Genomic DNA, 26,317 nt, shown 5'->3' on the forward strand with positions numbered 1-26,317 from the left:
TGATTTATTATTTTCGACAGGAAATAAAAATGTTTGACATATATTATAATCTTTTTTACTATGACTATGACATATGTTGTTGTAAAACCAATCGGAATAATGGGGGTTAATAAGATGAAAAAGTTTCCTTTGTTAATAACAGCTATTTTCTTGAGCTTCTCGTTATTGTTAACTGCATGTGGAAATAACGCAACTCAAGAAGAAGCGAAGAAAGAAAATACAACAGCGAAAGAAGAAACAACCGATTTACTGGCGAAAGTGAAAAAAGAGGGAGAATTGCGTATCGGTACGGAAGGCACATATCCTCCGTTTACGTTCCATGATAAAAACGGCGAGTTAACAGGATTTGATGTGGAAATCGCGAAGGAAGTGGCAAAGCGTCTTGGCGTGAAGCCGGTATTTATGGAAACACAATGGGATGCGATGTTTGCTGGTTTAGATGCGAAACGCTTTGATATGATTGCGAACCAAGTCGGTATTCGTCCTGACCGTCAAGAAAAATATGATTTTTCCATTCCGTATACGACATCAGCTGCTGTTTTAGTGGTGCATAAAGATAATAAGAAAGTTTCTAAGTTTGAACATATTAAAGGATTGAAATCTGCGCAATCGATGACAAGCAACTATGCGGATTTAGCACGTTCATACGGAGCAGAAATCGTTGGTGTAGATGGGTTTAACCAGGCAATTGAGTTGTTACGCTCTAAGCGCGTAGATGCAACCATTAACGACAAACTATCTGTACTTGATTTCTTAAAACAAAAACCGAATGCACCAATTAAAATTGTTGCCACTCATAAAGATGCTTCCCAAAGCGGTTTGATGTTCCGCAAAGGCAGCGATACGTTAGTTGCTGAAGTCAACAAAGTGCTGAAAGAAATGATGAAAGACGGCACATATCAAAAAATCTCTGAGAAATGGTTTGGTCAAGATGTATCTAAATAATGTATGGATGGATTCTGAACGTTTAGAAAGGTTAATCACAATTGCGCAAAGTTCCCTTCTCCCTTTGGTGAAGGGGGCTTTGTTTTACACCATTCCACTTACTCTTATCACATTTTCCATTGGTTTAGTATTGGCGATTTTGACAGCATTGGCGCGTCTATCGAACGTCAAACTGTTACAAATAATCGCGAGAGTATATGTATCAGCGATTCGTGGTACACCGCTGTTAGTGCAATTATTTATTATTTTTTACGGGCTGCCGAGTGTTGGAATTACGATTGACCCATTTCCAGCCGCGGTGATTGGCTTTTCACTAAATGTCGGCGCCTATGCATCAGAAATTATTCGTTCGGCGATTTTATCGATTCCGAAAGGACAATGGGAAGCGGCGTATTCCTTGGGTATGAGTTATACGCAAGCGTTAAAGCGCATTATTTTTCCTCAGGCTGCTCGTGTATCTGTACCGCCGCTATCCAACACGTTTATTAGCTTAGTAAAGGATACGTCTTTAGCTTCAGTTATTCTCGTTTCCGAAATGTTTCGTAAAGCCCAGGAAATTGCTTCGATGAACTATGAGGTTTTATTGATTTATACTGAGGCGGCCCTTATCTATTGGGTGATTTGTTTTCTACTCTCGATTCTTCAGGATGGAATTGAACGTCGTTTAAACCGCTATATTGTGCGCTAAATCATAAGGAGATAAGGAAAATGATTTCTGTTCAAGGATTATATAAATCGTTCGGTGACTTAGAGGTTTTAAAAGGCATTGATTTACAAATCGATAAAGGCAAGGTAGTCGTGATCATCGGCCCATCCGGTTCCGGAAAAACGACGTTGCTTCGTTGTTTAAATGTATTAGAGACACCGACAAAAGGAATCATAACGATTGGCGATAAGACATTGGATTTTTCAAAAAAGATTACAAAACAAGAAATCAGTGCATTTCGCCGTTTAACGGGAATGGTTTTTCAAAGCTATAATTTATTCCCGCATATGACGGCATTAGAAAATGTCATGGAAGGGCCGGTAACGGTTAAAGGTGAAACAAAGGAAAAAGCGAGAAAAAAAGCGGAAGAGTTATTAGCAAAAGTGGGCTTGGCTGACAAGGTCAACCTTTACCCATTCCAGCTCTCAGGCGGTCAGCAGCAACGCGTTGGCATTGCAAGAGCGCTGGCCATGGAGCCTGAAGTCATGTTGTTTGATGAACCAACATCCGCATTAGACCCTGAATTAGTTGGTGAAGTATTAAAAGTAATGAAAGATCTCGCCAATGAGGGAATGACCATGGTCGTTGTTACCCATGAAATGCGTTTTGCCAAAGAAGTGGCGGATGAAGTGATTTTTATGGATCAAGGCGTCATTGTCGAGCGAGGCAGTCCTGAAAAAATCTTTACAGCTCCAATACATGAACGGACAAAGCAGTTCCTTCAGCTTATTCAGTAAAAATAAAGCCCCAAGCGTAACGCTTGGGGCTTTAGCCATTTATATGAAGTTGTCAAGCTTTAAATTAAAATCGGCCGCCGCCAAGTTGTTGTTGAGCCATAGCAACTAGGCGTTTTGTAATTTCTCCACCTACAGAACCGTTAGCGCGTGAAGTTGTGTCAGCACCAAGGTTTACACCAAATTCTTGAGCGATTTCGTATTTCATTTGATCAATTGCTTGTTGCGCGCCAGCAACTAATAATTGGTTACTGTTGTTGTTTTGAGCCATGTTGAATCATCTCCTCATTGAAGTTTTAATGGCTGGGTTAGCTGGATTTGCACCAGCAACGCGTGAGAGTATCACGCTGCCAAGCTTGGCTTAACCCATCGATGTTGTTTGCTGATGTTACTACTATTTTGAGGAGTTTTTAAATTATTATTCTTTATGATGTTGTGGTAATTTTTTCATCTTTTTGGTGGCTACATGTTTTTTCATACATTAGGGAATATGTAGAAGTGTGGAGAATTTTCGTGCAGGAGGTATAACCAGTTCATTTCAAATCTACAAAAATGTGTGAAATTATATAAATATCTCTTGTTTTTTGCCTGAATTTATGGATTTCGACTATCTTCTGAACCTTCCCCCTAGGTCATGCTGAGAAAATGATAACTCCCTTTCCTCATGTAAAAAGGAAATGAAGAAGATTTGGCGAATATATGTTCTGAAGAATCCAAACATAGGGGGACGGCAAGGGGATGAAAACGGTTCGGGTCATGAAAATCGTTTCCGAGCATGAAACACAACTTCACTCATTAGACGAGTTGATGCGTGTCTTTTGTTCAGCCAAGCGATATGCGTTTAACCGTTTGCTGGAGGGAAGGAACGCCGAAGACATCATCAAGCACCTTCCGCACCAATTCCCGCTCAACAAACGGTATGCCGAAGATGCGGTGTTGTTGGCACAATCGCTGATTTCTTCTCAACGCGAGTTACTTCCAATGCGGTTGGAGGATGTGCAAGCGAAAATCGAAAAAACAGCGAAGAAAATGGATGAATACCAACATGGACGAAAAACACCGAAGAACGTCGATGTAAGAACTTGTCTCAACGGATTGCACCAACGGTTAGAAAAGCTCAAAGCAAAAGAAGCAGAGCTAAAGCACCATCTGGAACATGGAACGATTCCGAGTGTGATTTTTGGCGGAAAACAAAACTTTTATAAGCGTCTAAAAGGAAGCATCACGAACGAAGAATGGAAAGACGTACGTTCGAATCAGTTGTACGCGAGGGGCGATAAAAGCAAAAAAGGAAATTTAAATATTCGCCTAGGGTATGACGACCACACGAATCAATGGTATGTAGAAATCGCCAACCCGCTGGAACAACCAAATGGGAAACACGCTCCTCGCTTGAGGTTTTCGGTCTATGTTCCCGAAAAATATGAACCGGAAATCATCGATGTGATCATGAGTGAGCAGGTGGGAGTGAATCCAAAAGGGAAGCCCATCATCGAATATCGACCGTACACCGTTGAAATCAAACGAAAGAACGGCGAATATTACATCCATCTTAGCTATGAAGAGGAGGTATATGGAAGGGAAATCGCCTATGATGAACCGATTCAAGGGGAACGAATCGCTGGGATAGACATCAATATCGACCGTATCGCCGTGAGCATCGTTTCTAAACAAGGAAACTATGTCCAATCAAAGGTATTTTATTGCCATGAGCTCGAATATGTACGAGCGAATAAACGAAACAACCTCATCGGTGAAACGGTACGCGATGTATATGATTGGCTGCTTCAAGAAAACGTGGGCGCCGTGGTCATCGAAAACATCCAACTAAGACAACAACATGATACGGACAAACGATTCAATCGCTTCACGCACAACTTTAAAAAGAAAAAGCTGACGGAAACGATCCTTCGTCGGGGAATGCGGCTTGGTTTTCGCATCAAAAAAGTGAACCCTGCCTATACCAGTGTCATTGGTCGTTTCAAGTATATGAAAAAATACGGTTTATCCGTCCATGAAAGTGCCGCTTTTGTGATTGGTAGACGAGGATTAGGATATCATGAACGGTTGCCAAAAGAACTCATTGACACCATCAAAACAAAAGTGAAACGCCATTTGATTGCCGTGTTAGGGTCAATGGAAGAATCCTATAAGCAATCAAAAAGCGGAACGAAACAACGACAATATCTAGGTATGATGTTGAAAAAGATAGAGAACTTCAAAGAGGAACATGAATGGTCATTATGGAACCTATTGCATAAATGTTGTTGGCTGAACCAGTATCAAATTCAACTGAAGGAGGTGTAGACCTGGTTACTAAAATCGTTGTCGTGTACTGACCGATGGAAGGAATGGTGCACGACAGATGCCGTCGCTAACAGCGAGCCACGGGCTGTCTTTCACAGGAGGTGAATGACAAGGGGATTCCCTTCCCGATGGAACTCGGTGAGAATCCGAGCGGCAAGCGATGTTTCCTGGTTCCATCGCGTTTTGTAGATGTTTATAGATTTTAGCTTAGTAACCAGGTATAAGCATACGATGAACATTTGCCCGCTTTGTAATGGCTTCCGAGAGCTTCTATTATATTGTGAGAATTGCGGCGGAAAATTAGAAGATAAGGGGAAAATGATGGACTATTTCGGTGCTTATAGTCCATATATGGAAATTGACCTCATGAAGCGCATAGACGGTTATCCTTCTACATTAAGTCGGCATGAATGCGCTCACCTTTTTTACTGTCTGCATTGCGGTAACGAGCAAACACAATTTATTAAAGAATAAGAGGCTGACCCAAAAGTAAGTGTCAGACCTCATAACCATAATATATTAGGACATAACAATGGATAAAAACACTATACGTGAGGTCAGAGACTTATGGGTCAGTCCCTTATTGAATATCTATTTAAAAAGGGAGCATAACAACGAGAATTATGCTTTTTCAGCGTTTGAACGAATGCGCACTTCCGTATCTGCATCGAAGAAGTGAGCTTTATTCATATCTAAAGCAAGTTCAATCGTTTGTCCAGGTTTAACTTCTGTACGGGCATTAACACGAGCAACGAATTCTTGACCATCAATTTGTGAATAAATCATTGTTTCAGCGCCCATTAATTCGGCGACTTCAACGTTTGCGGTAATTTTCGTATTTTTCGATGCTTCGATAAATACTGGTTCGTCACGGAAATCTTCAGGTCGAATACCTAAAATGACTTCTTTGCCGACATAACCTTGCTCACGAAGCACTTTCATTTTTCCTTCCGGTACAGCAATTGTTACATTGCCAACGACAAACGCTCCGTCTTTTAATGTACCTTTTAGGAAGTTCATCGCTGGGGAACCGATAAAGCCGCCAACAAAGACGTTTTCCGGTTTTTCATATACTTCTTTCGGTGTTCCGACTTGTTGAATGACACCGTCTTTCATGACAACAAGGCGGGTCGCCATTGTCATCGCTTCTGTTTGATCGTGTGTTACGTAAATGGTTGTTGTTCCTAAACGTTGATGCAATTTGGCGATTTCTGAGCGCATTTGCACGCGAAGTTTTGCATCAAGGTTAGAGAGCGGTTCGTCCATTAAGAATACTTTTGCGTCGCGAACAATCGCACGTCCTAGTGCAACGCGTTGACGCTGACCACCAGATAATGCTTTCGGTTTGCGGTCTAAATATTGTTCAAGACCGAGAATGCGGGCTGCTTCGCGAACGCGTCGATCGATTTCGTCTTTTGGAAATTTGCGCAGCTTTAAACCGAACGCCATATTATCATATACACTCATGTGCGGATAGAGTGCATAGTTTTGAAACACCATCGCAATGTCGCGATCTTTAGGAGCGACATCGTTCATGCGTTTTCCATCGATGTATAAATCTCCTTTTGAAATTTCCTCTAATCCAGCAATCATGCGCAGTGTTGTTGATTTACCACAGCCGGATGGACCTACCAAGACGATAAACTCTTTATCTTTAATATGTAAGTTAAAATCCTTTACTGCTGTTACGTTATTATCATAAATTTTATAAATGTGCTCGAGACGGAGTTCAGCCATTTTTATTCCTCCCCCTATGATAACGATTTCATTTGCTTTTAGAGTACTAAAAATACCATCTTCCGTAAATGTGCAACCTGCACAAAAAAGAGAGGAGGATTTTTAGGCATCCTGCCGGTTTTCGTTATTAAGATGGTGGTAGGCCAACATGGCTAAATACGTTGTAACAGCTCCTTTAAAATGTTTAATATCAATCCCAGTCCGTTCGCTAAATTTTTCGATTCGATATTGCAGGCTATTGCGGTGTATATAAAGCTTTTTCGCTGCCAATGAGACGTTTAAGTTACATTCGAAAAACGTTTTAATCGTATGGAAAAGCTCAGCATCTTCTTTGATTGAATCGATGAAGTGAATGGCATGTTGCAGTTCTTTGTTGTTTATACCACTTTTTATTAGCAAAAGGGGAAAAACATCTTCAATCGTCAATATGTTTTGTTTGGATATATGAGCCATCGCAAGCTGAAAATATTGCTTTTCGATCATGTAATATTGACGCAGTGTTTCTGAGAAAGGATATACTTGTCCGACAAAGATCCGAAGATTAATATATAAATCACTTGATAACGTATCAATAAATTCCGCAAAAGAGACGATTTCACGCTCTCCTTCTTTCTTTTCCTCAATGATGACTCCTTGATGAGCGTTTTCCCAAATAATGATGGGATTAGACGGAAGCAATTCTTTGACACCTTCACAAAAATCTTCTCTATGAACGGTTGTTTGTTTGAGATGGAATTGAATAAAGCGATAGAAGGGAGCGTGACTGTGCTGCAAATCGATTTGTTTCATATTGCCGTGTATTAAAAAATTATACCAAATGAATTCTTGCTTGTTTGCGAATGGTTGGTTTTGCGGTATAGGAGTAAGAAAGATGGATAATAACTGTTTTTCCTGCTCTGTAAGATGGCGTTTTAAAATTCCCAGTTGTTCTCCACTGTTTGTATAAAACCACTCGTAGTCATTCGGATTGGAGATAGACTTATCCGTTGTCATCGCTTCTTTATAATGGGCTTTTAATTGTTCGAGCATCGCACATTTCCTTTCTCAAAAATTTTACCTTTATTATACCAGCAGTGGAGCTGCCTCAAAAGCAAAGGGTCAGCCTCTACAACCTTAGATCCTATATCATGTTTGGTCATTACATGATATACGGTAGATGTATGGGCAGACCCTTAGGGAACATTCTCATTTCTTTTAGCTTATTTCATGGGGCGGTTCTTCTTCTACGAAATCATGCGCTTCTTCGATGTTCGTTGCATTGTGGCGCATATGCACCGAACCACCGGACATGCCTTCGTTCATCATTCGATCAATGTCCATAAAATATTTGTCGCGGCCTTCATGGCACGAATCGTTGCAATGATTGTTGCGTTTATCATCCATATAAATCCCCCCTTTTTTTATCCCGTTCTAATCGTTTGTAATACTCCCACCTCTACAGGTGGGAGATAACGGACGATTAGAACCCGATAAGTTCAACTAACATCAGTGGGGGATGAAGAAAACCCCCACTGATGAAGTTGCACTTATGTGTAGTTTGTGTGTAAAAAAGATGGGCTAATAGCGGAAAATTTGTCATGTATTGCATGTTTTTCTCATATAGATGAAGCAGATGGACAAGCATGAGGGGGGAAAAGCTTGCTAGCTGTACTGCAAAAAACAATTGACGCAACTTGTTTTTCAATCGACTTATATCAATCACTTTTTGACAAAATAAATGATAATGAAAAGCGGAAACAACAGCTGCAACTCTTTTTGAAACATGGACAAAAACAGTATCAATTGTTTCAGTATCTCCATTTTTTAATGAATGGAGCATCTTATGAACATAAGCCGTGCCACATCGTTCATGATTCACTACATGACTTGATTGATGCGGCACTATTTAATGAAATGAAAAAAATAAACGGGTATTATGAACTATTTACAAGTCTTACAGGAACAAAGAAACAGGTAACGATGCAGGCTTTGCAACATTCATTACAGTGTGCGGAAACATTGCTTGAAATGGTTGAAGAAGTTAATCTTGAATAAATCCGCTCAGTTCGTGAAACGCACGAATAAGATTTTTTGTTCCTTGCTGTTGGATTTCCGGCTCATCGAAAATCATTGGTTTTGAGTTGAGTTCATAAATATAAAAATGTCCGTCCGGCGTCCGTCCGAGATCAAGCGAAAATTCACCGATGAGTCCTAAATGGGCAGAAAGTGTTTTACCGCATTGCACAACGATATGTTGCAAAAGAGACTCGTCGATTTTTTCTTTTACTAATTCGTATGGAATGAGCCTGCCACCGTTTGGAATATGTGTTGTAATCTCCTGGATCACCGATTGTCTAATGCCGATGCCGCTAATGACAAAACTATGGTTTTGGTAATGGGCGAGTATGCGCAGGTCATATCGTTTTCCATTCATTGTGTCGGAATGAATCGCTTGTTGGGCTATATATTCATCCAAATCGTATAACTTGAAAAGTGTAGTTATATTTTTAAAAGTTCGTTTGTACTTCATATTAGAAAAAATAACTGTATGTTGTTCGTGATTGAGTTGAAGTGTAAAAATTCCTTTTCCTTTATGGCCTTTGTTCGGCTTCATATAAATGTGTCTATATGTGTTTAGCATCGTAATAACATCATCGGGAGATGAAATGCGCAAAGTCGCTGGCAAATAGGGACGAAGCATTTTATTTGTATTTAAAATTTCATATAACTGCCATTTTGTAAAAAATGAAGGATTAAAGTAAGGAATGTTGCCTTTGTGCAAGAATTGAAAAAAATGTTGAATAGCTGTCGTCTGTTCATCTTTTCGAGTTTTTATGCGGTTATAAACGATATTAGGCAATGGAGTTTTTACACGAATCCACTGCTTTTTTTCATCAGAAAATACATAACCGTGTATTTCGTTTGTTTGTACGTTTTCTGCTGTGAAAACTATACATATTCCCCCGAGCGACTTTAGCCCTTGATGAATCTGTTCAAAACTGCGTTTATGTCCTTTTAACAGTTGTTTAACGGTGGAATCGCTGATGACAATGCCAATGAGAGGCCCAAGCTGGCTATCTTTTTTGACAACGGAAAAAGATAAACAAGATCGTTTCGCTTCGGAATAGGGAAGCGAAATCGCATTTTTTCCAAATGTATAAGAGAAGTCACGATCTTTATGAAACCATTTTTCTTGCTCGAGATCGTAATAAATTGTCATTTTCATGTGATGATAGCCTCGGGTTTTGTAATGATTTGTTCACTTAAATAGACGCCATACTCTAATGAAAGGATGGTAGTCAATTCTTCATATTTTTTTAAATCTGGATGAGTAAAAATAGAGCGGCCGGGTTTTGAGTTTGCTTCAAATAACCAAATTTCCCCTTTTTGATCAATCCCAATATCAAACCCAATTTCTCCGATTGCTATTCCCATTTTTTCTTCTAAGCATTGGCTAAGGGTGAGAGCTGCCTCTTTTAGTTTTTCTGTCATGATGCAACGTTCCTGTTCATGTTCGAATATTTCGTCTAGCGTTTTTACAATCCCCCCGTTATTTATATGTGTTGTCACGCTTCCTTTCCCTGCTGCTTTTGCCGCTATGGCGCTCACTTGCCATTTTCCGTTTTTGTTTTTGTTTGTATGAATTCGAAAATCGACTTGTCTGCCTTTATAACGTATAAGAGGAATTCCTTGCTGAACAATATAGTGTTCCATCTCTTTTTGTGCAAATATCTCGCTCCATAATGAAGAAAGAGAAGTGAATTTTCGCAGGCGGTTTTGCTCATATTCATCGCGATAGCGGCAATAATAGATTTTTTTGTCTTTTGCTTGAATGATTTGGTACACGCTTAAACCAAGGCTTCCGTTCGATGGCTTCACATAAACATGTTCATATTTTTCCAGCAGCATCTGTACGATTTCTTCCGTTGGATGGGCATACGTTTCCGGAAGATAAGGTAAAGCGGACGGGTGTTTTTGTAGCAGACGGTAAATTTCCCATTTATTAAAAAAACTTTCGTTAAACCATGGAATCAAATATTCGTTTTTTAACTTGTGTTTAATTTGCTGGAATGTCGTTTCATTTTCTGTCCGTCGATTTGGAAGACGATTATAAATCACATTTGGAAAAGGGACTTCAAATTGTTCCCAGCCGTTTTCTGTATAAAAATAGCCATTGATCGTTCCCGTTTCCCAATTGATATGATGGGCACCGAATACAAAGGCAAAGCCACCGACTTGTTTTTCTTTCGACAGCAATTTCGCAAAGAAAAATGTCCGTTTGCCGATTGGACGAATGTTTGACCTTCTAAATCCCGCTGTAAAGATGCCAATAAGCGGTCCGAGGTGGACGGATTGTTCATCAAGAAATACACAAATATAGCTCGAAAAAGGAATCTTCAATTTTTTTGCCAAATCTTTCGTGATGGTGATTTCGTTTTGGGTGTCTAAACTAGAAATCAGCAAACAGGGTTCACTATAGCTTCCAAACATAGCTTGCGTTTGTCCGGTAATAGGGACGTTGGAAGGCAGCCATACTGTTTTCTGTCCTTTTTCGCTGATTTTTAATGTATAAATCATCGCACTTCCACTCCTTCTGAAAGAAAGCGGCAATAACGGAGAGGGGCGTGGTATAAGTTTTCTGCTTCATGAGGGGATGTTTCTAACACGATTTTTCGTCCGGGCTTTGAATTGATATCTAAAATCCATACTGCTCCTTCATCTGTAATGCCAATGTCCAAACCGATTTCAAAAAGCGGACTGAGTGTTTCGTCAAGGTATGAAGGCAATAAAGTAACGATCGTATCAATTCCATCATTAATAAGCACTTGCTTTGGCTCTGGAATTTGGTTCATCCATTCTTTAAACGAGATGATGGTTGCTCCTGAGCTTACATTAGCAATAAATGTCTCTTTTTCCCCAATGCGAATGCCTCTTCCTCGTTCTTTCCATTGGCCGTGTTCATCTTTTTGCAAAAATAGCCGAAGGTCAAACGGTTGACCGTATTTATTTTTTAAAGGTAGAAGTGGCTGGCATATATAAGACTGTGAACAAAGATGTTTTTCTGCCCAAGCTTTTAATTCTGCTTTGCTTTTAATCATTTGTATATCTTTAGACGTGCTTTCGATTTCCAGCGAATGTTTCGTTTGCTTTAAGCAGTACATTCCTTTACCTTGAGAACCTGTTTCTGGTTTTAAGATGATATTTTTGTTCGACTTCAACGCTTCTATGACATCATGAACAGAAGTGATGCGCCAAGTTTTTACCGTATAAGGAGAAAGAATAGGATGCACGCGCAGATTCTCATATAACTCCCATTTACTCGAGAAACCATTCCCTAAAAATATAAGATCAGGACGCTTTTTCATCCACTGAACGATTGGTTTGCTTCGTTTGGAACGGGAGTCGGAATGATAAAAGCAGCGGTCATAGATAAAAGTTGGAATATCAAACATGCAAGAAACCCATGATTGCAATTCATGGCTAAACTTCTCACCATTTACTTTTTCTGTTAACGGGTCAATTGAAAGCGGAGTAAAACGATACATCTCAATTCCATAAAGGGAAGCTCGTTTAGCCATTTCAGTTGCGTATTCGTGTTCCTGATGTTTACGGATGGTTAAAAAACCGAATGAAATCAAGAAAATCCCTCCTCTTTTTGGTTGATTAAATAAGCACAATAATCAATAATAGCTTTAGCGGAAGGGCGAATTCGTTTTGCGGAGAAGGGGATATCTAAATTTTTTGAAGGTTTTGTATTCACTTCAATCACCCACGATTTACCGCATGTATCAAGCGCAAGGTCGATGCCGAATTCGCCGTATAAGCCAGTAGTGGAAGTGGAAAGGGCAGCGGCGATTTCAAGGGACAATTCTTTTAAAAATTTTTTTTGCAATGTGCTCGTATTTGGTTCATAAAGCTCTTTCAATATGTCATTCATATGAAAGAGCTCGCCGCCTCTTGCCGCGTTTGATACAAAATTTTCTCCAGAAGCAACTCGGGCAACTGAGGAAGTTACTTTCCAATTACTGTCATTGATACGATGACATAACAAACGAAAATCAACAGGCTGGTTTTTATATGTTTGCAATGGTACTCCCTGCTGGATAATGACTGGCTGCTTAATTCTTTCTTTAAGAGCAAGAAACAGCGCAGAAATGGAAGGATATATTTGCTCTTTTTCCGCTGAAAAGGTCGAATAGTCCAGCAAAAAGTGACCTTCCTTCTTCTGTATGCGAAAAATTTTTTTGCCTTGGCTGCCGTGAATCGGCTTAATAAAGACCGTTTCATATTTAGTGAGAAATTGTTCTAATGTTTGCTTCGATGTAAACATTTGTGTTTCAGGAAGAAAGGGGCACAAGTATTCATAGCTTGATAAACGATGGTAAACTTCCCATTTATTTAAAAATCGCTCATTGAATATAGGGATATGATTGTTTTGCAGATGTTGTAGAAACTCTTGAAATTTTGGAGAATGTTCTGTTTTACGTGAATGAATGCGATTATAAATACAGCCAGCCTCAGGGACGGGAGTTTTAACCCAGCTGTTATTCTTCCACATATATCCTAGCCGTTCATTTCCTGTATAAATAGTGGGGGAAGTTACATAAAACAGAAAACCCTTTTGTTCGGCATATTCAGCAAGCTCTATACAGAAGTCATGGATGGAGCCAAAATGATTCGTTTCATTTGTTTCTGAGATTTCTGTTATAACAGCAATGGCATATATCGAATTCATTTTTCTCCCTCATTTGCTCTTTCGGTTAACAAGCGATATAATCAAAAATTAGGCAAATGCTTGATATGTTATCGTATGATCATCGCCTAAGATAGGTGACTTGATTTTCTAAGCTCAACATGAGGAAAGGGGAGCTACATGGATAGTGTTTTTTACATAGTGTTTATGATGATTGTAGGGGCCGTAATTGGGGGAGTAACCAACGAATTAGCGATTCAAATGTTGTTCCGTCCATATCATCCGATTTATATAGCCGGAAAGCGTCTTCCGTTTACTCCCGGCCTAATCCCGAAACGCAGGGAAGAACTGGCTGAGCAAATGGGACGAATGGTTGTTGAACATTTGTTAACTCCAGAAGGAATACGAAGAAAATTAACAGAACAAACATTTATACAAGGTGTTGTGAAGTGGGCACAAGAAGCAGGAGAAAAATGGCTCAGTAGTCATAAGACGATTGGCGAACTCGCTGCTTTGATTGGAGTAAAGCATCCTGAGGAAACGATTCAAAGGAGAATGACTTCCTTAGTGGAAACGAAATATGAACAATGGATGAAGGAAATCCGTTCCAAAACGATTCATGAATCATTTCCTGCTGAACTGCTTGCGAAAGTAGAAGCAACATTTCCGGTGCTTGCCAATTATATTGTCGATAAAGCGATTGATTATTTTAACAGTCAAGAAGGAAAGCAGCGCATTGATCGCATGATTGATGATTTTTTGTCAGGGCGCGGCATGTTAGGAAATATGCTGCAGATGCTTCTCGGCAATGTCAGTTTAGCGGATAAAATTCAACCAGAAATTATCAAGTTTTTAAATAATGAAGGAACAAAAGAATTATTGTCGAATCTTTTAGCAAAGGAATGGGATAAGCTAAAAGCATATAAAATCGCTGATGTTGAGGCATTGATCGGTAAAGAAAGAGCAATGGATTTTATAAAAAATTTCGTTGTCAACCGATTGGAGATGGGTCAACTTTTAAATCAACCGCTTTCGACTGTTATCGCCCCATATAAGAAAACAATGATTCATGAGTTGATTCCGAAAGCGGTAGACGTTTTGAGTGGATTGGTTGTTGAAAAGGTCGATACGATTATTCAGCGTTTGCAGCTAGAAGAGATTGTTCGCTCGCAAGTCAAGACGTTTTCCGTAGAGCGTTTAGAGGAAATGATTTTATCCATTTCAAAACGGGAATTTAAAATGATTACTTATTTGGGTGCACTTCTAGGCGGGATTATTGGCATTATACAGGGAATTGTAGGGTTAATTATTAGTTAAAGTTGACATACTGCCGTTCTCCTGTTCATATAATCCAATAGGAGAACGGCAGGAATTTTTTATTAGGAGGATTTTTTTTATGTCTATTTATGAAGTTGCTTATAACTTAGAAAAGGCGATTCGTCAAAGTGAAGAATTTCAGCGTTTAAAAAAGATGTATGAAGACATTCAACACGATGAAACCTCAAGCCGGATGTTCAATAACTTCCGCGACATTCAAATGCGGCTTCATCAAAAACAAATGACAGGTGAAGAGATTTTGCAAGAGGAGATTGAGCAAGCGCAAAAGATGGCAGCGTTAGTGCAGCAGCATGACAAAATTGCGCAATTGATGGAGTTAGAGCAGCGCATGAGCTTTCTCATTGCAGAAGTGAACAAAATTGTGTTGAAGCCTCTTGAAGAGTTATACAACAAGTTTGAATAGCCACGATAGAAAAAGGGGCTGATCGATAAGTATCTGACCTCACATGCTTTTCACAATAGATCGTTCATTTACCTAATAGTATGTCTTATATATTGTGTGGTGGGTCTGATACTTTGCTTGAGGGTCAGCCTCTTTTTTATTTTATATTTTTAAGCGGAAACAACTTACGACAAAATACACCAAGATAGAACGATACATTCATTGAACGACTCTCACTTTCACTGCGAGAGTTTTCCGCCTATTTCAAGTGAATAAAATCGAATGGAAATCCTAAATTGAACTCAAATATCCCCTTATAGATCTGTTCTTCCATCTTCTCTCAAATAACGCAGCAATTCTTGGTAGAAAGACAGAAAAGGTTAACAAATAAAAACGTTTTTCAACATGCCCTCGACCCAACTACATTATAGATAAATGATTATGGTTATTTTTTACTAATTTGTAAATTAGGAAAATATAATCAAAGCTTTCGTGGTAGTATAAAGGTGAAAAACAGTATTCCTGTAACGAGGAAATGAGGTTTGAATAAAAACACATATTCCCCCCAATGAATTTGAACACTCATGAAAATGGGTGTTCTTTTTTTGTCCTTATTATCATAGCTATTATTGACAAGGCAAGTGACAACAGGAAAAGGGGGATACAGCCTTGATTTATAAATTGCTTGCTCTTAACATTGATGGGACGATTTTAAAAAATAACGGGCGCCTGCAAAAAGAAACGAAAGAAGCGATTGAATTTGTCAAACAAAAGGGAGTATATGTCACGCTATTAACGGGCCGAAATTTTTTGTCGGCAAGAAAAGTAGCGAAAGCGTTGAAGTTGAATGCTATGCTCGTTACGTTTCAAGGAGCGGTCATTGCAAAAACTCTCGATGAGAAAATATATGAAAAAACGATTTCTGAAGAGAAGACATTTAATATTGTTCAAGTGCTAGAGAACTTTGAGTGTAATATTCGTTTAATGCATGAACGTTACTCCATTGGCAACCGAAAAAAAATACAAAAAAATCTTGTTGTACAAACGGTATTATCAACGGGAGACCCGTTCATTTACCCGACGCAATTTGTTGATTCGCTTGGGGATACGCTCCGTGATGAACCTTTAGCGGTGCCGAAAATTGAAGTGTATTTTCCAGATGAAGAAGAAAGAGACAAGGCAGTAAAAGTATTACGCAAAGCTTTTTACGGAATTGACCTGATTATACAGCCGGATTGGAAAATAGAGATTGTGCCCAGTGTTGTTTCGAAATTGAATGGTTTAAAAAAATTAGGAGATTATTTAGGAATTTCTTTGAAGGAAATGGTTGTCATTGGCGATGGTCTAGATGATATTTCTGCGATTGAAGCAGCAGGGCTAGGCGTGGCGATGGGAAATGCGCCGGCCGAAGTGAAAAAGGTGGCTGACTGGGTGACGCGTTCGAATGAACAATTAGGTGTCGCTTACATGATCAAGGAACATTTCCGCAAACAACAGCGTCTTGAATTTTTGCGGCAAATCAAGATTAATAAATAGTTGAAAAGAGGCTGGCAAAGGGTCAGACCCCCACAATTACAATATACCGTGCATTCTATTTGGCAGATGTACTTGATATGTGAATGTGAGGTCAGACCCTTATGTGACAGCTCTTTTTTCATTAAATACCATTGGAAAGATGACATTGTTTTCTTGACGAACTTTCGTTATCTTCTGTACACTTATATAAGTTTGACAAGGAATTTAAGATGAAAGGTGATTCGATTGCGAATTCAAATCAATGGGTTGCATCATGTGGAAAAGTTTCAGCGACCACTTGAAGTGATAACGGATTTATTTTTTGAAGAAAATGAAGTATCACTTTTATCTATAGATACTCCAGATGTAATCGTTACTTTTGAATTAAACGGTAATGATCAATTGCATGTTCGAGGAACGCTTCAAGAAGCCGCAACAGGAAAAACGTTTGAAGCGAACTATGAAAAAGATTTGCGTTTGTACACAGAAGAAAAGGAACGTTTTAAACAAGTGAAAAATTCCGTTTCACATGTTTATTTAACCTTGCTTCAGGAATATACAGGATTGTTGCAGCATTGGGGCATTTTAACGGGAGTCCGTCCTGTGAAGCTTTTGCATCAAAAGCTACAATCCGGACTTTCTAAGGAAGAAGCGCATAAACAATTGCGAGAAGACTATTTAGTCACCGATGAAAAAATTCGTCTGATGCAGCAAATTGTTGACCGGCAACTGACGATCGTGCCTGATTTATACAATTTGTCACATGAAGTGAGTATTTATATCGGCATTCCGTTTTGTCCGACGAAATGCGCGTATTGCACGTTCCCGGCCTATGCGATTAACGGACGGCAAGGATCTGTCGATTCGTTTTTAGGCGGGCTTCATTATGAAATGAGGGAGATCGGCCGCTTTTTAAAAGAGCGAGGCATTAATATCACAACAATTTACTATGGCGGCGGTACACCGACAAGCATTACTGCGGAAGAAATGGACATGCTTTATGAGGAGATGTACGAGTCATTTCCAAATGTAGAGCGTGTTCGCGAAATTACCGTGGAAGCCGGGCGTCCCGATACGATTACACCGGAGAAACTGGAAGTTCTGAAAAAGTGGAACATTGACCGAATCAGTATCAATCCGCAATCATACATTCAAGAAACATTAAAAGCGATTGGCCGTCATCATACGGTCGAAGAAACGATTGAAAAGTTTCATCTCGCGCGCAATATGGGCATGAACAATATTAACATGGATTTAATTATTGGTCTTCCAGGAGAGGGAGTAGAAGAATTTAACTACACATTAGCGGAAACAGAAAAATTAATGCCGGAATCATTGACCGTTCATACGTTGTCATTTAAGCGCGCTTCAGAAATGACGAAAAACAAAGAAAAATATAAAGTCGCTGACCGAGATGAAATCAGCATGATGATGAAAAATGCGCAAGAGTGGACGAAGCGTCACGGTTACGTTCCATATTATTTATATCGCCAAAAAAATATTCTTGGCAATCTGGAGAATGTCGGTTACGCGCTTCCAGGGCAAGAAAGCATTTATAACATTATGATTATGGAAGAGAAACAGTCCATCATTGGGCTTGGCTGCGGCGCATCGAGCAAGTTTGTTCACCCAGAGACGGGGAAAATCACACGCTTTGCCAATCCGAAAGAACCGAAAGCTTACAATGATAATTATGTGTATTATACGGAAGAAAAGTTAAAGATGATGGCAGAAATTTTTGCTTGTAAATAAATGAAAGAGGCTGACCGATAAGTGTCTGAACTCGTGCAAATTTTACAATTATATAGTCTATTTCATGTTATATTGTGTTGTGGGGGCTGACACTTTGCCTTTAGGTCAGCCTCCTTTTTCTTTATCCTGTTCTAATCGTCTGTAAGACTCTCATCTAGTCTTACGGACGATCAATTCAACGAACATCTGTATGGGATGAAGAAAATCCCACTGATGTTCGTTGAACTTTATTAACGATGGAAAAGAATTAATTTGCCGTTTGAAGATGTACAGCGATGTGTTTTTTCATGATAGTTCTTTTCTCTTAGTTTCTGTTCACCGATTTTTTTTGCTTCCTCTTCGCTGGCTGCTTCGAATGTTTCATCTAACAGCTTTTCACCGTTTTTCTCAAATACCGTTAATGTATATGTGTTCATAGGCGCTGCCCTCCTTGATGATTGATTTTCACTGACTACTATTCTTTTATTTTTGTAATTTTCCTCCAAAAACAATGAAACTTTTTGTTAAAATAAACGTGTAATATAATGTTGGAATTTTTGGTTTTTATTAACAATTGTGTGATAGAGAGGGGTTTTATGTATGGGGTTGCGATTGCAAAATGTGACAAAACGGTTTGGGGATTTTACGGCAGTCGATCATTTGACGCTAGAAATTCCTGAGCGGGAAATGTTCGGCTTTTTAGGAGCAAATGGTGCCGGCAAAACGACGACGTTTCGCATGATATTAGGATTATTAGACCTGACAGAGGGAGAAATTACGTGGAACGATGAGACGATTAATTATGCAAGTAGCCACCTCATTGGTTATTTGCCTGAAGAACGAGGATTGTATCCGAAATTGAAAGTAAAAGAACAACTTATATATCTAGGCCGTTTACGTGGACTTGACAAACAAACCATTATAAAAGAAATGGAGTATTGGTTGGAGCGATTTAAAGTACCAGATTATGCGAACAAACGAGTAGAAGAACTGTCAAAAGGAAATCAGCAAAAAATTCAATTTATTGCTTCCGTCATTCATAAACCGAAGCTGCTCATCTTAGATGAACCTTTCAGCGGACTCGATCCGGTGAATGTAGAACAATTAAAGGCAGCCGTCGTTGACTTAAAAAACGCAGGAACAACAATTGTGTTTTCAAGCCACAGAATGGAGCATGTAGAAGAGCTTTGCGAGCATCTCTGTATTATGCATCGCGGCAAGCCAGTTGTACATGGGGCACTAAAAGAAATAAAACGTTCATTCGGCAAAAAAAACGTTGTTATTCATGCGGACTTTCCGCTTGATGATTTGCATGAATTTCCTGGTGTTGTAAAAGCGAAGGCGACAGCGGAAGGGGTTCACTTGCAAATTGAAAATGAAGAAACCTCTCAGCACATTTTGTCTCATATTGCTGGAAAAGGATTTATTCGCAAATTTGCGCTTGAAGAACCGTCTTTAAATGACATTTTTATTGAAAAAGTAGGTGCGTCATATGAATAAGTTTTGGATTGTTTTAGCGCATACATATTTTACAAAATTAAAATCAAAATCATTTATGATTACGACGATTATTACGGCTCTGCTTGTTTTGGGATTGACAAACTTAAATCATATTATTGAACTTTTTAGTGATGAGGAAACGAAAACGGTTGCTGTTATTGATAAAACGGGCGAGCTGTATGAACCGCTAGAGGAGCAGCTGAAAACGGACGGGGAAAAAGATATAGATTTACGAATGTTTAAAGGAGCGGAAGATAAGGCAAAAGAAAAAGTGCAAAACGGAGAGTGGCAGGCGTACGTTGTTCTTGGCTATGACGATAAACAATTACCAAAGGCAGCTTATTATGCAATGACAGTAGCGGATAGTGACACGCCTTTACAATTAGAACAGGCATTACAGCAGATCAAAACAACATTAGCGACGGCGAAAATCGGATTAAGTACTGAGCAAGTAAAGGAATTGTATGAACCTGTTGTGTTTGAAAAAGTGGCATTAGAGAAAAATGCAAAAACGGAGGAAGAATTAAATCAGGCTCGTTTACTTGTATATATTTTATTATTTGCGATTTATATTTTCGTTTTTATGTACGGCACCATGATTGTGATGGAAGTGGCGACGGAAAAATCGTCCCGCATCATGGAGATATTAATTTCAAGCGCTTCGCCCGTACAACAAATGTTTGGCAAAATTTTCGGCGTCGCGTTATTGAGTTTAACGCAGTTTAGCATCCTTTTTGTGATTGGCTATACATCGATCAAAGAAAATGGTGAGTTGACCGCTATTTTGGGGTTTGAGCAAATTCCAGTTGCAACGATTGCTTATGCCATTGTCTTTTTCTTGCTCGGTTATTTTTTATACGCGACTTTATTCGCTTTGCTCGGTTCACTCGTGAGCCGCATTGAAGAAGTACAGCAAATGATTACTCCTGTCAACTTATTAGTTATTGCTGCCTTTTTTATTGCGATGTTTGGCTTGAATAATCCGGAAGTTCCTTTCATCACAGTGACATCGTTTATTCCGTTTTTTGCACCAATGATTATGTTTTTGCGTGTCGGGATGTTAAATGTCCCGATGTGGGAAATCGCTTTAAGCATCGGTTTATTAGTAGCGACAATCAGTTTCTTCGCCTATTTTGGAGCAAAAGTATATCGCGGCGGCGTGTTGATGTACGGAAAATCGACGTCGTTCAAAGACATTAAAAAAGCGCTACAACTAACGAAAAAATAACGGTGATTGATGAGGGCTGACTTTCTCAAAATTAGGAAGTCAAGCCTTTTGTTTTTAGCGGAGTAGTGATGGGAGAAATAACCTGATGTGATATAATAAATATACGTTGAATGCGAAACGGAGGAGAATAGATTGACAAAAGGAATTATTCATTATGAAGTCGGCGAGCAGGTCGATATTTATTTGCTTATCAAAACGGTGACAAAAGGTATTGCCAGCAACGGCAAACCGTTCTTAACGCTCATTTTGCAAGATAAAACCGGAGAAATTGAAGCAAAGCTGTGGGATGCGTCTCCGGAAGATGAGGTTGTGTACGTGCCGGAAAGCATCGTCAAAGTGTTTGGTGATATTAATAATTATCGCGGCCGAACGCAGCTGAAAATCCGTAACATTCGTCCGGCAAACAGCAGCGATCCAGTGCGGATTGCCGACTTTCTTGAAGTGGCACCGATGAAGCAAGAAGATATGATAGATAAAATTACAAAATATATTTTTGAAATGAAAAACCCGAATATCCAACGAATTACAAGACATCTATTAAAAAAATATCAAAATGAATTTCTCGAATATCCAGCGGCAACGAAAAATCATCATGAATATATTTCAGGTTTGGCCTATCATGTTGTTTCTATGCTCGACTTAGCAAAAGCGATTGCCAATCTTTATCCGTCACTAGATAGAGATTTATTATATGCCGGTGTCATTTTGCATGACCTTGGAAAAGTGATTGAGTTATCCGGGCCGATTTCGACAACGTATACAGTAGCAGGAAACTTGCTCGGACATATCTCGATTATGGTCAATGAAATTGGCAAAGCAGCAGAACATTTAGGGATTACCGGTGAAGAAGTGGTTATATTGCAGCATATGGTGCTTTCTCATCATGGTAAGGCAGAATGGGGAAGTCCGAAACCGCCGATGGTGAAGGAAGCGGAAATTCTTCACTATATCGATAACCTCGATGCGAAGATGAACATGCTGGACCGTGCACTTGAAAAAGTTAAGCCAGGCGAATTTACCGAGAAAATTTTTGCGCTTGATAACCGTTCTTTTTATAAACCGACGTTTCATCAGTGAAAAGAAGCTGTCTCAAGCAAAGGGTCTGGCCCTTATGAGACAGCTTTTTTTATGTATACAATGAAATCGAACCGCGTATAGTTGAAGTAAGACAAGTTTACAAAAAGGGGGATTATGGATGCTAAGTATGCCTTGGTGGATTTATTTAGTCCTGATTGGAATTATTGTGAGCGCCTATATGACGGTTCGCACCGCAAAAAAAGAACGGGAAATTGATGAAGCTTTTATTGAAAAAGAAGGAGAAGTATATATGGAACGGATTAGGGAAGAGAGAGCGCGACGACAGCAAGCAAAGAGGATGACCTAAAATCAAAGTGTCAGACCACAAGGACATAACATTGGGGGAATGAACGATATATTGTGACATGTCCATGAGGTCAGACACTGATGGGGCATCCCTTTTATTTTTTGTATAATTTATTGAAAATTCACTTTATTTTTTATGATTTCATGTTAGGATAATAGTAACTGTTATTCATTAAAGAAATAAAGTGAGGGATTCATGGTGAAGCGTGTCTACAATTTTAACGCGGGACCATCCGCATTGCCGCTAGCTGTGTTAGAAAGGGCGCAAGCAGAGCTAGTTAATTTTCAAAATACTGGAATGTCAGTGATGGAACTTAGTCATCGCAGTAAAGAATATGATGTTGTGCATACCAAGGCAAAAGAATTGTTAAGAAAACTGATGAACATTCCAGAGACGCATGACATTTTGTTTTTACAGGGTGGAGCGAGCTTGCAATTTTCGATGGTACCGATGAATTTGCTTCATGAAGGGAAAGTTGCCAACTATGTACTGACGGGAGTGTGGTCTGAAAAAGCGTTAAAAGAAGCAAAAAAATTGGGTGAGACGCATATTGCTGCATCAAGTAAAGAAGCAAACTATACGCACATTCCGGCATTGGAACAGATTCAGCTTTCTGAGCGGGCCGCTTATTTACATATCACATCGAACAATACGATTTTTGGTACGCAATGGCATAACTTTCCTGATTTACCAGTAGATTTAGTTGCTGATATGTCGAGCGATATTTTAAGCCGAGAAATTGACGTGAAAAAGTTTGCATTGATTTATGCGGGAGCGCAAAAAAATTTAGGACCATCCGGCGTTACCGTCGTCATTATTCGAAAAGACTTGCTAGAAAACATTCCTGATCATCTTCCAACAATGCTGAACTACAATACTTACAGCTCAAGCAATTCATTATACAATACGCCGCCGACATTCGCAATTTATATGCTTTCTCTTGTGCTTGAATGGGTTGATGAGCAAGGAGGGATCAGCATCATTGAAAAGTGTAACAAAGAAAAGGCAGATATTTTATATCGCTGCATTGACGAAAGCAAAGGATTTTACTCACCACATGGAGAAAAGGGAAGCCGTTCCTTTATGAATGTAACGTTTACATTGCCAAACGATGAGCTGACGAAAAAGTTTTTAGCAGAAGCAAAAGAACGAGGATTTGTCGGGTTAGCAGGCCATCGATCCGTCGGCGGGTGCCGCGCGTCCATCTATAATGCCGTTTCGCTTGAAGCATGTGAAGCGTTAGCAGATTTTATGAGAGAATTTCAACAGAGGTTTGTCTAAAAATTTTTTCTTCCTAACTATATTTAACTATTATATTATAAAGTGGTATAATAAATCTAAGTTTCTTGCAATAGGCATCGAGGGCACTATTGGGGAAACAAATAGCTAGATTAGATGAGGAGAGATGAGAAATGAATACGAGAGTTTTAGTTTCACTTGCATTGTTAGTTGGAATCGGATCTGTTCTGCATGCGGTCATTCCTGGATTTTTCTTTGGAATGAAGCCGGATATGATGTTAACGATGATGTTCCTTGGCATTCTGTTGTTTCCTTCGAAAAAAACAGTTGGTTTATTAGGGATCGTAACAGGAATCATTTCCGGCATGACAACTAGTTTTCCAGGCGGCTTGCTTCCGAACATGATTGATAAACCGATTACTGCGATTGTGTTCGCAGCGTTATTCTTACTTGTGAAAAAATACAGTCAGTCGATCATAGCAGCAGCCATTTTGACCGCTGTCGGTACGGTTGTATCTGGTGCTGTATTTTTAACAGCGGCCTTATTGCTTGTTGGTCTTCCAGGTGGTGCAACCTTTTCAAGCTTATTTATAGCGGTTGTTTTACCAGCAGTGGTCGTCAATACCATTGCCATGGTGATGATATATCCGATTGTTCAATCCATTTTCAAACGCGCCAACTTGGCTTCTCAACCGTAGCAGAATAAAAAAACCCGATCTTTATGGTCGGGTTTTTCGCTATTTTCTTTTTCTTAAAAATACTGAAAAGTCCATCCAATCAGAAAGCATAGAAGCGCTCCCATCATATACAAACCTATTTTTCTCTTCAATATTTGCTTTGGCGGATACATTTTTGCCTTATTTAGCGAAAGAACCGTAGCGATAGCTAAGTAAGCAAAAATAGCGCTTATCATATAGAAAATGGATATTGCATAAATCATCGACCTCTCCCCTTTTTATTACTGTATGTAAATTCGTTGTTAACTATGAAGACAAGAGGACTATTTTTCTAATAAAACAAAAGGAATTTTCATAAATTGGTAGAACATAATAATTTAGTAAAAACCATTAGCAAATTTCGATGTTAATTTATCTATTTAAAAATTCTAAAATTTTTTTCTTTATTAATCTTTATTTTATTGGCATAATAGATAATAAAAATAAGATAATGGTGAGGGAAGAGTGGGTGGAAAGATGAAAGGTACAGAGCGACACTATTCTATAAAAGAGGCGATGTTATTCAGTCAACGTATTGCTCAGTTGAGCAAAGCGCTATGGAAATCAATTGAAAAAGATTGGCAACAATGGATTAAACCATTCGACCTTAATATTAATGAGCATCATATTTTATGGATTGCTTACCATTTAAAAGGGGCGTCTATTTCAGAGATTGCTAAATTTGGTGTTATGCATGTTTCCACAGCTTTTAACTTCTCAAAAAAACTAGAAGAGCGGGGATTGCTATCTTTTTCTAAGAAAGAAAGTGATAAACGAAACACATATATTGAACTGACAGAAAAAGGAGAAGAGATTTTATTGAAATTAATGGAATCTTATGACCCAACGCAAAATGCAGTATTTAACGGGGCTTTACCTTTACGTGATTTGTATGGAAAATTTCCAGAAATTTTAGAAATGATGTGCATTATTCGTCATATATATGGCGATGATTTTATGCAGATTTTTGAAAAATCATTTGAAAATATTGAAAGCGATTTTGTTGAAGAGAACGGAAAATTGTTTAAGCGTATAGAGCGCAAAGAAAGCGAAGAGGAAACAATGACTAATTCATAGCTGTTCATTCAAGTTGGCAATCATTTTCTTAAATTCTTGCATAAGCGGTACAAACATATTTTGGCGCAGTAAAGCGTCGATTGTTTGTTCAAGCGGAAGCTTAGGGTGAAGCATTCCGGCAAATTGAGTAAGGAGCGGGGTGAACACAATAAGGCCTTCCGCTTTCTGTTTTTTATACTCTTCGCTTAAATGTTGGCAAAGTTGGATGACTTCATCTACTTCTTCTTTTGTTAAGTTCGCTTTTATAATAAGTTGGTAAAACGGTTTTTTCGTTTCATCAATCATTTCTAATAGTAAAGATTGATAATATTCTAATTTGGCAATTCGTTCTTCAAGTATATCCATAACGGTACTCCTTTAATAGGCAATCTGTCATTATCATGTATATTTTACCCAAATTGTTGTAAACAACCAATAGGGAATTCTCGTGAAGACGATATTGATTTCTTTTATAAAACGTTGTAAAGTAAATAAGTCATATATTTCCGTCTGGGAAGATAGGAGGGGAGCAATTTTGGCATTATATTTTATCCCTCTTGCAGTAGTCATTTTATTCTATATTAATAAACTGACAAATACACTTTGTGTTCAAAGGGAAATTCCTGAAGAAAAACAGCCAAAAGTGTTTCGGACGATTAATGTACTTATTACGATTTTGCTTATTACTTCTTACATTGAGGTATTATTTACATAGAAAAAGAGGCTGACCGAAAGTAATGTCAGACCCCACAACACAATATAGTACATAGATTGGATAAATGAATTTTATATATTGTGAAACGTACGCGAGGTCAGACACTCATGGGTCAGCCCCTTTTTGTTTATCTTGATTAATACAAGCATGCACAACCAACGATGATTAATAAGATAAACAATACAACGATTAACGCAAAGCCACCTGCATAACCTGCACCCATCTAATAGCACCTCCTTTCGCTGAAGGGGAGTTTTTTTGAAAATTTACGTATTTGATTTGATGAACGAGACACTTTATCATATGTAAGTTAATGAATTTGCGTATAGGCAAATTACATAATAGGTAGAAGGACTAGGAAAAAATTTTTTTATCTTAAAAAAGTATGATATAGTTATTGTGGTGGTTTTT

The 26,317-nt window shown here is 38.8% G+C and carries 30 protein-coding genes; 18 read left to right on the forward strand and 12 right to left on the reverse strand.

The window, feature by feature from the left end; genetic code table 11:
• The first annotated feature begins 114 nt into the window (after positions 1-114).
• From HNQ85_RS11065 to HNQ85_RS11075, 3 genes are read left to right on the forward strand one after another with little or no spacing between them, the layout of a single operon-like run.
• Positions 115-945, forward strand: a complete 831-nt coding sequence (locus tag HNQ85_RS11065; protein WP_181537782.1) for an amino acid ABC transporter substrate-binding protein — start codon at positions 115-117, stop codon at positions 943-945.
• A complete protein-coding gene (locus tag HNQ85_RS11070) occupies positions 932-1,633 on the forward strand; it encodes an amino acid ABC transporter permease (RefSeq protein WP_181537783.1) in 702 nt (233 codons plus the stop codon). Before HNQ85_RS11065 ends, HNQ85_RS11070 begins: the two co-directional genes overlap by 14 nt.
• A 20-nt stretch (positions 1,634-1,653) precedes the next feature.
• Complete coding sequence (locus tag HNQ85_RS11075; RefSeq protein WP_181537784.1) at positions 1,654-2,388, forward strand: amino acid ABC transporter ATP-binding protein; 735 nt, start codon at positions 1,654-1,656, stop codon at positions 2,386-2,388.
• Between the two features lie 64 nt (positions 2,389-2,452).
• On the opposite strand, the gene HNQ85_RS11080 is transcribed toward HNQ85_RS11075, so the two are convergent.
• Positions 2,453-2,656: an alpha/beta-type small acid-soluble spore protein gene (locus tag HNQ85_RS11080; RefSeq protein ID WP_181537785.1), complete on the reverse strand. Its 204-nt coding sequence runs from the start codon at positions 2,654-2,656 to the stop codon at positions 2,453-2,455.
• A gap of 467 nt (positions 2,657-3,123) precedes the next feature.
• Between HNQ85_RS11080 and HNQ85_RS11085 the strand changes: the two genes are divergently transcribed.
• Entirely contained in the window at positions 3,124-4,692 is a 1,569-nt protein-coding gene (locus HNQ85_RS11085; RefSeq protein ID WP_181537786.1) for an IS200/IS605 family accessory protein TnpB-related protein, read from the forward strand.
• 231 nt (positions 4,693-4,923) lie between these two features.
• The gene (locus tag HNQ85_RS11090) at positions 4,924-5,166 is read left to right on the forward strand and encodes a hypothetical protein (protein ID WP_181537787.1); all 243 of its coding nucleotides are present in this window, start codon (positions 4,924-4,926) and stop codon (positions 5,164-5,166) included.
• A 147-nt stretch (positions 5,167-5,313) separates the two neighbouring features.
• Here HNQ85_RS11090 and HNQ85_RS11095 read toward each other — a convergent pair whose 3' ends face one another.
• The 3 genes from HNQ85_RS11095 to HNQ85_RS11105 all read right to left on the reverse strand — a co-directional run bounded on the left by HNQ85_RS11095 (position 5,314) and on the right by HNQ85_RS11105 (position 7,812).
• Complete coding sequence (locus HNQ85_RS11095; RefSeq protein ID WP_181537788.1) at positions 5,314-6,429, reverse strand: ABC transporter ATP-binding protein; 1,116 nt, start codon at positions 6,427-6,429, stop codon at positions 5,314-5,316.
• A 102-nt stretch (positions 6,430-6,531) separates the two neighbouring features.
• Positions 6,532-7,458 (reverse strand): PucR family transcriptional regulator, encoded by a 927-nt coding sequence (locus HNQ85_RS11100; RefSeq protein WP_181537789.1) that lies wholly within the window; start codon positions 7,456-7,458, stop codon positions 6,532-6,534.
• A gap of 165 nt (positions 7,459-7,623) precedes the next feature.
• The gene (locus tag HNQ85_RS11105) at positions 7,624-7,812 is read right to left on the reverse strand and encodes a hypothetical protein (protein WP_181537790.1); all 189 of its coding nucleotides are present in this window, start codon (positions 7,810-7,812) and stop codon (positions 7,624-7,626) included.
• A 255-nt stretch (positions 7,813-8,067) separates the two neighbouring features.
• Here HNQ85_RS11105 and HNQ85_RS11110 point away from each other — a divergent pair, with 255 nt between their 5' ends.
• Positions 8,068-8,463 (forward strand): hypothetical protein, encoded by a 396-nt coding sequence (locus tag HNQ85_RS11110; protein WP_181537791.1) that lies wholly within the window; start codon positions 8,068-8,070, stop codon positions 8,461-8,463.
• Here the strand turns inward: HNQ85_RS11110 and HNQ85_RS11115 are convergent.
• Genes HNQ85_RS11115 through HNQ85_RS11130 form a run of 4 tightly spaced genes read right to left on the reverse strand, consistent with a single transcriptional unit; the run spans position 8,450 to position 13,144 of the window.
• Positions 8,450-9,634 carry a YheC/YheD family endospore coat-associated protein gene (locus HNQ85_RS11115; protein ID WP_181537792.1) on the reverse strand — a complete coding sequence of 395 codons (1,185 nt, stop codon included), beginning with the start codon at positions 9,632-9,634 and terminating at the stop codon, positions 8,450-8,452. The two genes, HNQ85_RS11110 and HNQ85_RS11115, sit on opposite strands and share 14 nt — an antisense overlap.
• On the reverse strand, positions 9,631-10,986 hold the full coding sequence (locus tag HNQ85_RS11120; RefSeq protein WP_181537793.1) for a YheC/YheD family endospore coat-associated protein: 1,356 nt from the start codon (positions 10,984-10,986) through the stop codon (positions 9,631-9,633). Before HNQ85_RS11120 ends, HNQ85_RS11115 begins: the two co-directional genes overlap by 4 nt.
• A complete protein-coding gene (locus HNQ85_RS11125) occupies positions 10,983-12,047 on the reverse strand; it encodes a YheC/YheD family endospore coat-associated protein (protein WP_181537794.1) in 1,065 nt (354 codons plus the stop codon). Before HNQ85_RS11125 ends, HNQ85_RS11120 begins: the two co-directional genes overlap by 4 nt.
• A complete protein-coding gene (locus tag HNQ85_RS11130; protein ID WP_181537795.1) occupies positions 12,044-13,144 on the reverse strand; it encodes a YheC/YheD family endospore coat-associated protein in 1,101 nt (366 codons plus the stop codon). The genes HNQ85_RS11125 and HNQ85_RS11130 overlap by 4 nt, the downstream gene beginning before the upstream one ends.
• Positions 13,145-13,282: 138 nt before the next feature.
• Between HNQ85_RS11130 and HNQ85_RS11135 the strand changes: the two genes are divergently transcribed.
• From HNQ85_RS11135 to HNQ85_RS11150, 4 genes are all read left to right on the forward strand, one after another.
• Positions 13,283-14,419: a DUF445 domain-containing protein gene (locus HNQ85_RS11135; protein WP_181537796.1), complete on the forward strand. Its 1,137-nt coding sequence runs from the start codon at positions 13,283-13,285 to the stop codon at positions 14,417-14,419.
• 79 nt (positions 14,420-14,498) lie between these two features.
• Complete coding sequence (locus HNQ85_RS11140) at positions 14,499-14,843, forward strand: YlbF family regulator (RefSeq protein WP_181537797.1); 345 nt, start codon at positions 14,499-14,501, stop codon at positions 14,841-14,843.
• A 651-nt stretch (positions 14,844-15,494) separates the two neighbouring features.
• Positions 15,495-16,358, forward strand: coding sequence for a Cof-type HAD-IIB family hydrolase (locus HNQ85_RS11145; protein ID WP_181537967.1), 864 nt, complete (start codon positions 15,495-15,497; stop codon positions 16,356-16,358).
• Positions 16,359-16,574: 216 nt separating this feature from the next.
• Complete coding sequence (locus HNQ85_RS11150; protein WP_343046507.1) at positions 16,575-18,089, forward strand: coproporphyrinogen III oxidase; 1,515 nt, start codon at positions 16,575-16,577, stop codon at positions 18,087-18,089.
• Positions 18,090-18,319: 230 nt separating this feature from the next.
• On the opposite strand, the gene HNQ85_RS11155 is transcribed toward HNQ85_RS11150, so the two are convergent.
• Positions 18,320-18,505 carry a YhzD family protein gene (locus HNQ85_RS11155; RefSeq protein WP_181537798.1) on the reverse strand — a complete coding sequence of 62 codons (186 nt, stop codon included), beginning with the start codon at positions 18,503-18,505 and terminating at the stop codon, positions 18,320-18,322.
• A gap of 163 nt (positions 18,506-18,668) precedes the next feature.
• On the opposite strand from HNQ85_RS11155, the gene HNQ85_RS11160 reads away from it, so the two are divergent.
• The 6 genes from HNQ85_RS11160 (at position 18,669) to HNQ85_RS11185 (ending at position 24,117) form a co-directional block, all read left to right on the forward strand.
• Positions 18,669-19,568, forward strand: coding sequence for an ABC transporter ATP-binding protein (locus tag HNQ85_RS11160; protein WP_181537799.1), 900 nt, complete (start codon positions 18,669-18,671; stop codon positions 19,566-19,568).
• Complete coding sequence (locus tag HNQ85_RS11165) at positions 19,561-20,796, forward strand: ABC transporter permease (RefSeq protein WP_181537800.1); 1,236 nt, start codon at positions 19,561-19,563, stop codon at positions 20,794-20,796. The genes HNQ85_RS11160 and HNQ85_RS11165 overlap by 8 nt, the downstream gene beginning before the upstream one ends.
• Positions 20,797-20,928: 132 nt before the next feature.
• Complete coding sequence (yhaM, locus tag HNQ85_RS11170) at positions 20,929-21,873, forward strand: 3'-5' exoribonuclease YhaM (protein WP_181537801.1); 945 nt, start codon at positions 20,929-20,931, stop codon at positions 21,871-21,873.
• A 118-nt stretch (positions 21,874-21,991) separates the two neighbouring features.
• Positions 21,992-22,180 carry a sporulation YhaL family protein gene (locus HNQ85_RS11175; protein ID WP_181537802.1) on the forward strand — a complete coding sequence of 63 codons (189 nt, stop codon included), beginning with the start codon at positions 21,992-21,994 and terminating at the stop codon, positions 22,178-22,180.
• Positions 22,181-22,378: 198 nt separating this feature from the next.
• Positions 22,379-23,461, forward strand: coding sequence for a 3-phosphoserine/phosphohydroxythreonine transaminase (gene serC, locus HNQ85_RS11180; RefSeq protein WP_181537969.1), 1,083 nt, complete (start codon positions 22,379-22,381; stop codon positions 23,459-23,461).
• Between the two features lie 131 nt (positions 23,462-23,592).
• Entirely contained in the window at positions 23,593-24,117 is a 525-nt protein-coding gene (locus HNQ85_RS11185) for a tryptophan transporter (protein WP_181537803.1), read from the forward strand.
• Between the two features lie 53 nt (positions 24,118-24,170).
• Here the strand turns inward: HNQ85_RS11185 and HNQ85_RS11190 are convergent, their stop codons facing one another.
• Positions 24,171-24,359 carry a hypothetical protein gene (locus HNQ85_RS11190; RefSeq protein ID WP_181537804.1) on the reverse strand — a complete coding sequence of 63 codons (189 nt, stop codon included), beginning with the start codon at positions 24,357-24,359 and terminating at the stop codon, positions 24,171-24,173.
• Between the two features lie 253 nt (positions 24,360-24,612).
• On the opposite strand from HNQ85_RS11190, the gene HNQ85_RS11195 reads away from it, so the two are divergent.
• Positions 24,613-25,212, forward strand: a complete 600-nt coding sequence (locus HNQ85_RS11195; RefSeq protein WP_181537805.1) for an HTH-type transcriptional regulator Hpr — start codon at positions 24,613-24,615, stop codon at positions 25,210-25,212.
• Here the strand turns inward: HNQ85_RS11195 and HNQ85_RS11200 are convergent.
• Positions 25,207-25,557 (reverse strand): YhaI family protein, encoded by a 351-nt coding sequence (locus tag HNQ85_RS11200; RefSeq protein WP_181537806.1) that lies wholly within the window; start codon positions 25,555-25,557, stop codon positions 25,207-25,209. The two genes, HNQ85_RS11195 and HNQ85_RS11200, sit on opposite strands and share 6 nt — an antisense overlap.
• Positions 25,558-25,726: 169 nt before the next feature.
• Here HNQ85_RS11200 and HNQ85_RS11205 point away from each other — a divergent pair, with 169 nt between their 5' ends.
• On the forward strand, positions 25,727-25,906 hold the full coding sequence (locus HNQ85_RS11205) for a hypothetical protein (protein WP_181537807.1): 180 nt from the start codon (positions 25,727-25,729) through the stop codon (positions 25,904-25,906).
• Positions 25,907-26,042: 136 nt separating this feature from the next.
• On the opposite strand, the gene HNQ85_RS11210 is transcribed toward HNQ85_RS11205, so the two are convergent.
• On the reverse strand, positions 26,043-26,129 hold the full coding sequence (locus HNQ85_RS11210) for a YjcZ family sporulation protein (RefSeq protein ID WP_181537970.1): 87 nt from the start codon (positions 26,127-26,129) through the stop codon (positions 26,043-26,045).
• Between the last annotated feature and the right edge of the window lie 188 nt (positions 26,130-26,317).

This window comes from [Anoxybacillus] calidus, from assembly GCF_013760845.1.
GTDB lineage: Bacteria > Bacillota > Bacilli > Bacillales > Anoxybacillaceae > Paranoxybacillus > Paranoxybacillus calidus.

Coding starts and splice junctions, on each gene's coding strand:
- HNQ85_RS11065 (WP_181537782.1), top strand. CDS start 115: ATGAAAAAGTTTCCTTTGTTAATAACAGCTATTTTCTTGAGCTTCTCG.
- HNQ85_RS11070 (WP_181537783.1), top strand. CDS start 932: ATGTATCTAAATAATGTATGGATGGATTCTGAACGTTTAGAAAGGTTA.
- HNQ85_RS11075 (WP_181537784.1), top strand. CDS start 1,654: ATGATTTCTGTTCAAGGATTATATAAATCGTTCGGTGACTTAGAGGTT.
- HNQ85_RS11080 (WP_181537785.1), bottom strand. CDS start 2,656: ATGGCTCAAAACAACAACAGTAACCAATTATTAGTTGCTGGCGCGCAA.
- HNQ85_RS11085 (WP_181537786.1), top strand. CDS start 3,124: ATGAAAACGGTTCGGGTCATGAAAATCGTTTCCGAGCATGAAACACAA.
- HNQ85_RS11090 (WP_181537787.1), top strand. CDS start 4,924: ATGAACATTTGCCCGCTTTGTAATGGCTTCCGAGAGCTTCTATTATAT.
- HNQ85_RS11095 (WP_181537788.1), bottom strand. CDS start 6,429: ATGGCTGAACTCCGTCTCGAGCACATTTATAAAATTTATGATAATAAC.
- HNQ85_RS11100 (WP_181537789.1), bottom strand. CDS start 7,458: ATGCTCGAACAATTAAAAGCCCATTATAAAGAAGCGATGACAACGGAT.
- HNQ85_RS11105 (WP_181537790.1), bottom strand. CDS start 7,812: ATGGATGATAAACGCAACAATCATTGCAACGATTCGTGCCATGAAGGC.
- HNQ85_RS11115 (WP_181537792.1), bottom strand. CDS start 9,634: ATGAAAATGACAATTTATTACGATCTCGAGCAAGAAAAATGGTTTCAT.
- HNQ85_RS11120 (WP_181537793.1), bottom strand. CDS start 10,986: ATGATTTATACATTAAAAATCAGCGAAAAAGGACAGAAAACAGTATGG.
- HNQ85_RS11130 (WP_181537795.1), bottom strand. CDS start 13,144: ATGAATTCGATATATGCCATTGCTGTTATAACAGAAATCTCAGAAACA.
- HNQ85_RS11135 (WP_181537796.1), top strand. CDS start 13,283: ATGGATAGTGTTTTTTACATAGTGTTTATGATGATTGTAGGGGCCGTA.
- HNQ85_RS11140 (WP_181537797.1), top strand. CDS start 14,499: ATGTCTATTTATGAAGTTGCTTATAACTTAGAAAAGGCGATTCGTCAA.
- HNQ85_RS11155 (WP_181537798.1), bottom strand. CDS start 18,505: ATGAACACATATACATTAACGGTATTTGAGAAAAACGGTGAAAAGCTG.
- HNQ85_RS11160 (WP_181537799.1), top strand. CDS start 18,669: ATGGGGTTGCGATTGCAAAATGTGACAAAACGGTTTGGGGATTTTACG.
- HNQ85_RS11165 (WP_181537800.1), top strand. CDS start 19,561: ATGAATAAGTTTTGGATTGTTTTAGCGCATACATATTTTACAAAATTA.
- HNQ85_RS11175 (WP_181537802.1), top strand. CDS start 21,992: ATGCTAAGTATGCCTTGGTGGATTTATTTAGTCCTGATTGGAATTATT.
- HNQ85_RS11185 (WP_181537803.1), top strand. CDS start 23,593: ATGAATACGAGAGTTTTAGTTTCACTTGCATTGTTAGTTGGAATCGGA.
- HNQ85_RS11190 (WP_181537804.1), bottom strand. CDS start 24,359: ATGATTTATGCAATATCCATTTTCTATATGATAAGCGCTATTTTTGCT.
- HNQ85_RS11195 (WP_181537805.1), top strand. CDS start 24,613: ATGAAAGGTACAGAGCGACACTATTCTATAAAAGAGGCGATGTTATTC.
- HNQ85_RS11200 (WP_181537806.1), bottom strand. CDS start 25,557: ATGGATATACTTGAAGAACGAATTGCCAAATTAGAATATTATCAATCT.
- HNQ85_RS11210 (WP_181537970.1), bottom strand. CDS start 26,129: ATGGGTGCAGGTTATGCAGGTGGCTTTGCGTTAATCGTTGTATTGTTT.